This is a genomic window from Geodermatophilus chilensis, from assembly GCF_002802985.1.
GTDB classification, from domain to species: Bacteria; Actinomycetota; Actinomycetes; order Mycobacteriales; family Geodermatophilaceae; genus Geodermatophilus; species Geodermatophilus chilensis.
Genome location: NZ_NVPT01000182.1, coordinates 1 through 9,229, shown reverse-complemented (window position 1 = coordinate 9,229; position 9,229 = coordinate 1). Strand labels below are relative to the sequence as shown.

Genomic DNA, 9,229 nt, shown 5'->3' with positions numbered 1-9,229 from the left:
TGATGTGGTCTCCGGAATCTCCAGTGTGGTATAAGAGACAGCCGCCCCCCCTTCTAGGTGTGCCGCACCCGCGAGGGTGGGGCAGGCTCCGGAGGTGACCGAGACCGCCGTGACCCCGTTCCGTGTCGACGTCCCGCAGGCCGACGTCGACGACCTCGCCGAGCGGCTGCGGCGCACGCGCTGGCCGGTCGCACAGGACCTCCCCGGTGACCGCGGCATCCCGGTCGAGCGGGTTCGCGCGCTCGTCGAGCGGTGGGCGTCGGACTGGGACTGGCGTGCCCAGGAGGCGGCGCTCAACGCCTGGCCGCAGGTCACGACGACGATCGACGGCACCCGGGTGCACGCCCTGCACTTGCGGTCCCCGGAGCCGGACGCCGTCCCGCTGGTGCTGCTGCACGGCTGGCCCGGCTCGGTCGTCGAGTTCCTCCGCGTGCTCGGGCCGCTCAGCGACCCCGCGGCGCACGGCGGCGACCCGGCCGACGCGGTGCACCTCGTCGTCCCCTCGCTGCCCGGGTACGGCTTCTCCGGGCCGACGCCGGACGGCGGCTGGACGCCGGCCCGGATGGCCCGCGCGGTCGGCGAGCTCGTCGCCCGGCTCGGGTACGACCGCTACGTCGTCCACGGCGGCGACTGGGGCGCGCACGTCGGGCGCGACCTCGCCGCCGCCGACGCAGCACACGCCGCCGGCCTGCACGTCACCATGACGCCCGGGGTGCCCATGGACGGCGACCCGGCCGCCGAGGAGAAGGCAGCGCACTACGCCCGCCAGCTGTCCGGCTACGCCAAGGTGCAGGGCACCCGACCGCTCTCACTGGCGCCCGCGCTGACCGACTCGCCGGTCGGCCTGCTCGCCTGGATCGCCGAGCGGTTCGCCGAGTGGACCGACCCGTCGAGCGAGATCGACGTCGACCAGCTGCTGACCAACGTCGCCGTGTACTGGTTCACCCGCACCGGGCCGTCGTCGGCGCAGCTCTACTGGGAACGCGCGCACACGCCGACGCCGGGCTGGTCGCGTGACGTGCCGACCGGGGTGGCCGTGCTGCCGCACGACCTCTTCCGCCCGCCGCGGGCAGCGGTCGAGCAGGCCGTCGACCTCGTCTCGTGGACCGAGTTCGACCGGGGTGGGCACTTCGCCGCGATGGAGGTCCCCGACCTGCTGGTCGAGGAGCTCCGCCGGTTCGTCCGTGTCGTCGCGCGTTGATCGGGGTCGTGCTCTGCCCACCGGTGTGGGCAGAGCACGATCTCCCCGGAGGGGGACGGCCTCCGGTCAGGCTGCCGGGACGGCGGTGCGGCGGCCCGAGGGGACGGCGGTGGTGGCGTCCGCGTTGCCGGGCAGCGGCGCGAACCGCCGCAGCCGCAGGCTGTTGGTCACCACGAACACCGAGCTGAACGCCATCGCCGCGCCCGCGATCATGGGGTTCAGCAACCCGGCCATGGCCAGCGGGATCGCCGCGACGTTGTAGGCGAACGCCCAGAACAGGTTGCCCTTGATGACCGTCAGGGTGCGCCGGGCCAGCCGGATGGCGTCGGCCGCCGCCCGCAGGTCACCGCGCACCAGCGTCAGGTCGGAGGCCTGGATCGCCACGTCGGTGCCGGTGCCCATGGCCAGCCCCAGGTCGGCCTGCGCCAGCGCGGCGGCGTCGTTCACCCCGTCGCCGACCATCGCCACGACCCGGCCCTCGTCCTGCAGCCGCTTGACGACGTCGACCTTCTCCTGCGGCAGCACCTCGGCCACCACCTCGTCGATGCCGACCTCGGCGGCGACCGCGCGGGCCACCGTCGCGTTGTCGCCGGTCAGCAGCACCGGGTGCAGGCCCAGGTCGCGCAGTTGGCGCACGGCTTCGGCCGAGGTCTCCTTGACCGCGTCGGCGACCGCGAGCACCCCGCGGGCGACGCCGTCCGACGCCACGAGCACGGCGGTCCGCCCGGCGGCCTCCGCCTCGGCCTGCGCCCGGGTGAGCTCCGCCGGGACGGTGATGCCGTCCAGCAGGCCGGCGCGTCCGACGAGCACCGCCGTCCCGTCGACGACGCCGCGCACGCCGAGCCCGGCCTCGTTGGCGAAGTCGGCGACCGGCCGCAGCGGGCCGGTGCGCTCGGCGGCGGCCTCGGCGACCGCCCGGGCGACCGGGTGTTCGGAGCCGGACTCCACGGCGCCGGCCAGCGCCAGCACCCGGTCGGCGTCCTCGCCGCCGGCCGGGACGACGTCGTGCAGGGTCATCCGGCCGGTGGTGACCGTGCCGGTCTTGTCGAGCACGACGGTGTCGACGGCGCGGGTGGACTCCAGCACCTCGGGGCCCTTGATGAGGATCCCGAGCTGCGCGCCGCGGCCGGTGCCCACCATGAGGGCGGTCGGCGTGGCCAGCCCCAGCGCGCACGGGCAGGCGATGATCAGCACCGCCACCGCGGCGGTGAACGCGGCGGGCAGGCCGGCCGACGCGCCGATCCAGAAGCCGAGCGTCGCGACGGCGAGCACCAGCACGACCGGCACGAAGACGCCCGAGACCCGGTCGGCCAGCCGCTGCACCTCGGCCTTGCCGTTCTGAGCCTCCTCGACCAGCCGCGCCATCTGCGCCAGCTGCGTCGCCGACCCCACGCGCGTGGCGCGCACGACCAGCCGGCCGCCGGCGTTGACGGTGGCGCCGACGACCGCGTCGCCGGGGCCGACCTCCACCGGCACCGACTCGCCGGTCAGCATCGAGGCGTCGACGGCCGACGCCCCCTCGGTCACCACGCCGTCCGCCGCGATCTTCTCCCCGGGCCGGACGACGAAGACGTCACCCACGGCCAGCCGGTCGACCGGCACCCGGGTCTCGGTGCCGCCGCGCAGCACCGTGACCTCCTTGGCGCCGAGCTCCAGCAGCGCGCGCAGCGCCGCCCCGGCCCGCCGCTTGGAGCGGGCCTCGACGTACCGGCCGGCCAGCAGGAACGTGGTCACCCCGGCCGCGGCCTCGAGGTAGATGTTCGCGCTGCCGTCGGTGCGGCCGATCGTCAGCTCGAACGGGTGGGTCATGCCGGGCTCGCCGGCGGTGCCCAGGAACAGCGCATACAGCGACCAGAGGAACGCCGCCCCCGTGCCGAGGGAGACCAGCGTGTCCATGGTGGCCGCGCCGTGCCGCAGGTTGGTCCAGGCGGCGCGGTGGAAGGGCAGCCCGCCCCAGACGACGACCGGCGCGGCCAGCGTCAGCGAGAGCCACTGCCAGTACTGGAACTGCAGCGCCGGGACCATCGCCATCGCGACCACGGGCACGGTGAGCAGGGTCGAGACCAGCAGCCGCTGCCGCAGGGGGCGCGTCAGGTCGTCGTCCGCCGGCTCGGGGTGATCCTCGGGACGGGGCCGGGGCGGCTCGGGCAGCGCCGCGGTGTAGCCGGTCTTTTCGACCGTGGCGATCAGGTCGTCGGTCGTCACGTCCCCGCCGAAGCTCACCCGCGCCTTCTCGGTGGCGTAGTTGACCGTCGCCGTGACGCCGTCCATCCGGTTGAGCTTCTTCTCGACGCGGGCGGCGCACGACGCGCAGGTCATCCCGCCGATCAGCAGCTCGACCTCGCCGGTGCGGACGTCGGGGGTGCTCATCGCAGGGTCTCCTCTCCGGTCACGGGGATGTGCACGACGGGCTCCCTCAGCTGCCGGCGACCTCGTAGCCGGCCTCCTCGACGGCGGCCTTGACGGCGGCCGCGTCGACGGGCTCGGTGCTGGTGACGGTCAGGCCGCCGCTGGCGAGGTCGACGTCGACGGCGGTGACCCCGGGGACGGCGCTGACCTCCTCGGTCACCGCGTTGACGCAGTGGCCGCAGGTCATGCCGACGACGGTGTAGCTGGCGGTGCTCATGGCAGGGGTTCCTCTCGGGGGTGGGTCAGGACCGGACGAGGCGGGCGATCGCCTCGGAGGCCTCGCGGACCTTCTCGTCGGCCTCGCGGCCGCCGGCCTGCGCGGCCTGGACGACGCAGTGCGACAGGTGCTCCTCGACCAGGCCGAGGGCCACCGACTGCAGCGCCTTCGTCATCGCCGAGACCTGCGTGAGGATGTCGATGCAGTACTTCTCGTCCTCGACCATCCGCTGCAGCCCGCGGGCCTGGCCCTCGATGCGGCGCAGCCGCTTGAGGTAGTCGTCCTTGCGGTGGATGTAGCCGTGCTGGCCGGTGGTCTCCACGGGTGTCCTCCCGACGCTCCGGTGGGCGCTCAGGAGCAACCATACCCCCCTAGGGCATCCCGGTGTCCTGCGCCGTGCGTCACCCGTCCGCGCCGCGCGCCCGCAGTCGGTCCACCGTGGCCTGCAGCCGCTCGGTGTCGGCCCGGGCGTCGGCCAGCTCGTCCTGCAGTCCCAGGATCACCTCCGCCGAGGCGAGGGTGTGCCCGTCGTCGAGCAGGCCGCGCAGTCGCGCGGCCAGGGTCAGCTGGTGGCGGGAGTAGCGGCGGTGCCCGCCGGGGGAGCGGTGCGGCTGGAGGACGCCGGCGGTGTCGAGGCTGCGCAGGAAGGCCGCCTGGACGCCGAGCAGCGCGGCGGCCTGGCTCATGGTCAGCGCGGGGAAGTCCGGGTCGTCGAGGCGGCCGAGCGGGTCGCCGTCCCGGGAGGCGGGAGCGGTCATGGCGGTCCTCCGGGGTCTGCAGGGAGCGCTGGGCCGGTGAAGCGCGAGGGCCGGGTCCGTGCGGACCCGGCCCTCGGGACTCGTCGCCGATCAGCTCTCGACGGACTTGCGCCCGGACGTCTCGCCCTCGATGGTGCGCCCCTCGACCGATACCGGCGTGTCGGCACGGGTGACCGTGATCTTGCGGGCCCGCGCCTTCTCGGCGACCGGGATGCTCACGGTGAGCACGCCGTCGTGGTAGTGCGCCTCGAGCCGGTCGGTGTCCAGGCTGCGGCCGAGGACGAGCTGCCGGGTGTAGCTGCCGTACGGGCGCTCGGCGATCGCCCACTCGACGTTCTCCAGCTGCGGCACCGAGCGCTCCGCGGTGACGGTCAGCGTGGTGCCCTCGACCTGCAGGTCGATCGAGCCGGGGTCGACGCCGGGCAGGTCGAAGTGGGCGACGAAGTTGTCACCGACGCGGTAGGCGTCCATCGGCATGCCCGACAGCGGGCGGGCGGTCAGCCCGCCGGGCCGGCCGGTCAGCTGGTCGAGCGCCCGGAAGGCGGCGTTCGTGGCGGCGAACGGGTCGTAGGCGGTCAGCATGGCCATGGCTGTGTCAACCTCCTGTGTACGTGCTGGTGAGTTCGCTGCCCGAGGTGAACCTCTGATGGCAACTGGAGATTACCTCGTGCGTGCACCCGAGTAAACGTCCATCCGCCAAATTTGTTCCGGACGTCCGCCGCCGGTCCGCGCGGACAGGCCCACGCCGGTGAACCGGGCCGCTGGCGCACGAGGACCGGCAGGCGAGGTCGGGGTCGCCGCGCACGTCCGCGCGTGAGTGACGCCTCCCCGGGGCAGGAGACGGCCGTGGACGACACGAACGCCCCTCACACGCAGGGGGAACCGGGGCAGCAGCGACGCGGCGACGTGGAGCCCGAGGTGACCACCGACCTCGATGGCGACGTCGCGACGCTGACCGTCGGTGGCGAGCTGACCGAGGGCGCCCGCCGGCCCCTGGTGCGGACGATGACCGACCTGCTGCTCGGCCGTCCGGACCTGCGGCAGGTGCGCCTGGACCTCCGCGCGGCCACCTACCTCAACTCCGCCGGCATGGCCGTACTGGTGCAGCTGCAGAAGCTCGGCCGGCCACGCGGGGTGGACGTCGTGCTCGTCGCCCCGCCGGCCGCGGTCGCCCGGCCGCTGCAGCTGTCCGGGCTGTGGCTGCGCTTCTCGGTCGAGGAGTACCAGTCGGAGGTCGACGACCGCGTCGACCGGGAGGGGGGCGCCGGCTGAGTGCCGGTGTCGCGGACGGCGCCGCGCGGTGCAGCTCCTAGCCTGACCGGGTGCCGCCGAGCCACCCCCACAGCCACGGTCCCGACCCGGACGCCCCGCCGCCGACCCCGGAGGTGCTCACCCGGAGACGGCGCGCGGTCTGGCTGATGCTCCTGCTGCTCGTACCGGTCGGCCTGGCCACCGTCGTCGGGCTGCTGGTGCTCTGGCCGGGCGACGAGCCGACCCGCGCGGAGCAGGCCGCCGAGCTCTTCCTCCCACCGGGCACCACCTACCCCGAGGGCCGGGTCTCCGCCGTCGAGCCGTTCGACTGCTCGGTGCCCGGGGGCGGCGGCCAGCCGGCGCAGCCGCTGACCTGCGCCACCGTCGTGGTGGAGGTGCTCGACGGGGACGGCGCGGGGGAGTTCCAGCAGCTGCAGCTCCCGGCCGAGGTCTACGCCGCGGGCATCACCGAGGGCGACGTCCTCGTGCTCACCCGCGACGCCGGCGTCGAGGGCGCCGGCCAGTACGCCTTCTACGACTACGACCGGGACGTGCCGATCGTGGCGCTGACCGTCGCCTTCGCCGTCGTGACCGTGGCCGTGGCCCGGCTGCGCGGGTTCAACGCGCTCGTCGGGTTGGCGTTCGCGTTCTTCGTGATGCTGCAGTTCCTCCTGCCCGGCCTGCTCGGCGACTCCTCGCCCACGCTGGTCAGCCTGGTCGGCTCGGCGGCGATCATGTTCGTCGTCCTCTACCTGGCGCACGGCTTCTCCGCGCGGACCACGACGGCGCTGGTGGGCACGCTCTTCGGGCTGGCGCTGGTCGCCGTCCTCGGGGCGGTGGGGGTGGCCACGGCGCGGCTGACCGGGCTGACCAGCGACGAGACCACCACGCTGCTGCAGTACGACCCGGCGCTCGACTTCTCCGGGCTGGTCCTCGCCGGCGTGGTCGTCGCCGGCCTCGGCGTGCTCAACGACGTGACGATCACCCAGGCCTCGGCGATCTGGCAGCTGCACGAGGTCGACCCCGACATGACCTGGCAGGAGCTCTACCGCCGGGGGATGGCGGTCGGCCGGGACCACATCGCCTCGACCGTGTACACGATCGTCTTCGCCTACGCGGGCGCCTCGCTGCCGCTGCTCATGCTCTTCGAGGTCTACGCCCAGCCGTGGGACGTCGTCCTCACCTCCTCGGCCATGGCCGAGGAGGTCATCCGCACCTTGGTCGGCTCGATCGCGCTGGTGCTCGCCGTCCCCGTGACGACGGCGGCCGGCGCGTTCTTCGCCAAGGCCGCCGGCACCCGGGCGGGCGCGGTGACCGACCAGCGGCTGACCGCCCTGCGGGCCCGGTTCGCCCGGTGAGCCACGCTGGGGCGGTGACCCGCGACCTGCTCACCGCCGCCCGTGCCGCCCCCGGCTTCATGCCCGACGACGAGGGGACGGCGCTGTACGAGGCCGCCCGCGCGGTCGCCGTCCCCGGGCCGCTGCTCGAGGTGGGCAGCTGGATGGGGAGGTCGGCGCTCTACCTGGCCGCCGCGGCGCGGGAGACCGGCCGGCAGGTGGTCACCGTCGACCACCACCGCGGCTCCGAGGAGCACCAGCCCGGCTGGGAGTACCACGACCCGTCGCTGGTCGACCCCGCCGTCGGCCTGCTGGACACCCTGCCGCGGTTCCGCCGGACGATCGCCGACGCCGGCGCCGAGGACGTCGTCATCGCGGTGGTGGCGCGCTCGGAGGTGCTGGCGCCGCTGTGGGCCACCCCGCTCGCGCTGCTGTTCCTCGACGGGTCGCACACGGAGGAGTCCGCGCTCCGCGACCAGGACGCCTGGGTGGCGAAGCTGGCCGTCGGCGGCACGCTGGCCATCCACGACGTCTTCCCCGACCCGGCCGACGGCGGCCAGGCGCCCTACGGGGTCTATCGGCGGGTGCTCGCGTCGGGGGAGTTCACCGAGCTGCCCGGCACCGGGTCGCTGCGGCTGCTGCGCCGTGTGTGAGGACCCCGTCCTCCCCACCCCGCGCCGGCTCGGGGCGGTGCCCTGAACGGGGCCGGGGGCGGCGACCCGCTGGAGGCCGAGCGTCGGGCGACCCTCGCCCAGATCGCCGCGCTGACCGGCGAGTTCGACGCCGTCGTCGCCGCGTCGCGGCAGTCGAACGCCGACGACGAGCACGACCCCGAGGGCGCGACCATCGCCTTCGAGCGGCAGCAGGTGGCCGCGCTGCTGGAGTCGGCGCGCCGGCGGCTGGCCGACGTCGACGCCGCCCTCGAGCGGCGGGCGGCCGGCGGTTACGGCGTCTGCGAGACCTGCGGCCGGCCGATCGCCCCCGAGCGGCTGGCCGCCCGCCCCGCCGCGCGCACCTGCATCGACTGCGCGACCTGACGCCCCGGTCCGGGGCGATTTCCGCGGAAAATGCCGCTCGATCAGCTCACGTAGCGGCGCGCGGTCGACGTGCGCTGGGCGTGCTCCAGTGCGGCGAAGCGGGCCTCGGCGTGCGGGGGCAGCACCCGCCGCTCGCGCAGCACCCACGGCAGTCCACGGGCAGCGGCCCACAGGCCCTGGGCGGTCACCCGGTCCCGCGGCAGGGTGCGCAGCAGGTGCACGGTGCGGCGCAGCGCCGGGCGGGCCGGCCGGCGCAGCCACGTCGTCCAGAGGGTGTTCCGGATGCCGTCGCGGCGCCGGCGGTGGGAGTCGCGCGCCTTCGACGCCTGGTGGTGCACGGTCAGCGCGGGCAGGTAGCAGAGCTCCCACCCGGCGGCGGCCAGGTCGCCGGCCATCAGCTCCTCCTCGCCGCCCAGCCACAGCCGCTCCGAGAAGCCGCCGACCTCGGTGAACGCCTCCCGCCGCAGCACCGAGGCGCCGGCGAGGAACGAGCCCAGCGCCGGCCCGGGCAGCCAGTCCGCACCCTGGACGGGGGAGTCGCGCAGCTCGGGGACGATCGGGTCCTCGCGGCCGCCCGGCTCGACCAGGATCCGCGCGGCCACCACGGCCAGGCGCGGGTGCGCGTCGAGGACGTCGGCCGCGGTGCGCAGCGACCCCGGGTCCCACCAGGTGTCGTCGTCGCAGAAGGCGACGTAGGGGGTGTCCACCCGGGCCACGCCGACGTTGCGGCCGATCGCGCCGAGGTTCTCCGGGCTGGCGACCAGCTCCACCTGCGGGAACCGCTCGGCAACCGCCTGCGCCGTCCCGTCGGTGGAGCCGTTGTCGACGACGACGACGTGCGGCTGCTCGGGCAGTGCGACCAGCCGGGACAGGGCCAGCAGCACCTCGTCGCGGCGCTCGTGGGTGATGACCACGACCGACACCCGCGGGTCGGGCCGGCCCTCCTGCAGGGTCCCCGGCCCCGTCCCGGGGCCCGTCCCGAGCCTGCGAGGGGTGGGGGCTGTCGCTTAGACACATCT

At 75.0% G+C, this 9,229-nt stretch carries 11 protein-coding genes; 5 read left to right on the top strand and 6 right to left on the bottom strand.

Annotated elements, in window-relative coordinates:
* The first annotated feature begins 94 nt into the window (after window positions 1–94).
* Window positions 95–1,201 (top strand): epoxide hydrolase family protein, encoded by a 1,107-nt coding sequence (locus CNO22_RS22830; RefSeq protein ID WP_100501579.1) that lies wholly within the window; start codon window positions 95–97, stop codon window positions 1,199–1,201.
* Window positions 1,202–1,267: 66 nt separating this feature from the next.
* Here the strand turns inward: CNO22_RS22830 and CNO22_RS22825 are convergent, their stop codons facing one another.
* The 5 genes from CNO22_RS22825 to CNO22_RS22805 form a co-directional block, all read right to left on the bottom strand.
* The gene (locus tag CNO22_RS22825) at window positions 1,268–3,571 is read right to left on the bottom strand and encodes a heavy metal translocating P-type ATPase (protein ID WP_100501578.1); all 2,304 of its coding nucleotides are present in this window, start codon (window positions 3,569–3,571) and stop codon (window positions 1,268–1,270) included.
* Window positions 3,572–3,617: 46 nt separating this feature from the next.
* On the bottom strand, window positions 3,618–3,827 hold the full coding sequence (locus tag CNO22_RS22820) for a heavy-metal-associated domain-containing protein (RefSeq protein ID WP_100501577.1): 210 nt from the start codon (window positions 3,825–3,827) through the stop codon (window positions 3,618–3,620).
* A gap of 25 nt (window positions 3,828–3,852) precedes the next feature.
* A complete protein-coding gene (locus tag CNO22_RS22815) occupies window positions 3,853–4,149 on the bottom strand; it encodes a metal-sensitive transcriptional regulator (RefSeq protein ID WP_100501576.1) in 297 nt (98 codons plus the stop codon).
* Between the two features lie 79 nt (window positions 4,150–4,228).
* Complete coding sequence (locus tag CNO22_RS22810; protein ID WP_100501575.1) at window positions 4,229–4,585, bottom strand: helix-turn-helix domain-containing protein; 357 nt, start codon at window positions 4,583–4,585, stop codon at window positions 4,229–4,231.
* A gap of 90 nt (window positions 4,586–4,675) precedes the next feature.
* Complete coding sequence (locus CNO22_RS22805) at window positions 4,676–5,173, bottom strand: Hsp20/alpha crystallin family protein (RefSeq protein WP_100501574.1); 498 nt, start codon at window positions 5,171–5,173, stop codon at window positions 4,676–4,678.
* Window positions 5,174–5,431: 258 nt separating this feature from the next.
* On the opposite strand from CNO22_RS22805, the gene CNO22_RS22800 reads away from it, so the two are divergent.
* The 4 genes from CNO22_RS22800 to CNO22_RS29380 all read left to right on the top strand — a co-directional run bounded on the left by CNO22_RS22800 (window position 5,432) and on the right by CNO22_RS29380 (window position 8,210).
* Entirely contained in the window at window positions 5,432–5,857 is a 426-nt protein-coding gene (locus CNO22_RS22800) for an STAS domain-containing protein (protein WP_100501572.1), read from the top strand.
* A gap of 50 nt (window positions 5,858–5,907) precedes the next feature.
* Window positions 5,908–7,194, top strand: coding sequence for a YibE/F family protein (locus CNO22_RS22795; protein ID WP_100501571.1), 1,287 nt, complete (start codon window positions 5,908–5,910; stop codon window positions 7,192–7,194).
* Window positions 7,195–7,208: 14 nt separating this feature from the next.
* Window positions 7,209–7,826, top strand: coding sequence for a class I SAM-dependent methyltransferase (locus CNO22_RS22790; RefSeq protein WP_100501569.1), 618 nt, complete (start codon window positions 7,209–7,211; stop codon window positions 7,824–7,826).
* A gap of 213 nt (window positions 7,827–8,039) precedes the next feature.
* A complete protein-coding gene (locus CNO22_RS29380) occupies window positions 8,040–8,210 on the top strand; it encodes a TraR/DksA C4-type zinc finger protein (protein WP_232807269.1) in 171 nt (56 codons plus the stop codon).
* Window positions 8,211–8,251: 41 nt separating this feature from the next.
* On the opposite strand, the gene CNO22_RS22780 is transcribed toward CNO22_RS29380, so the two are convergent.
* Window positions 8,252–9,133 (bottom strand): glycosyltransferase family 2 protein, encoded by an 882-nt coding sequence (locus CNO22_RS22780; RefSeq protein ID WP_269799622.1) that lies wholly within the window; start codon window positions 9,131–9,133, stop codon window positions 8,252–8,254.
* Window positions 9,134–9,229: the final 96 nt, after the last annotated feature.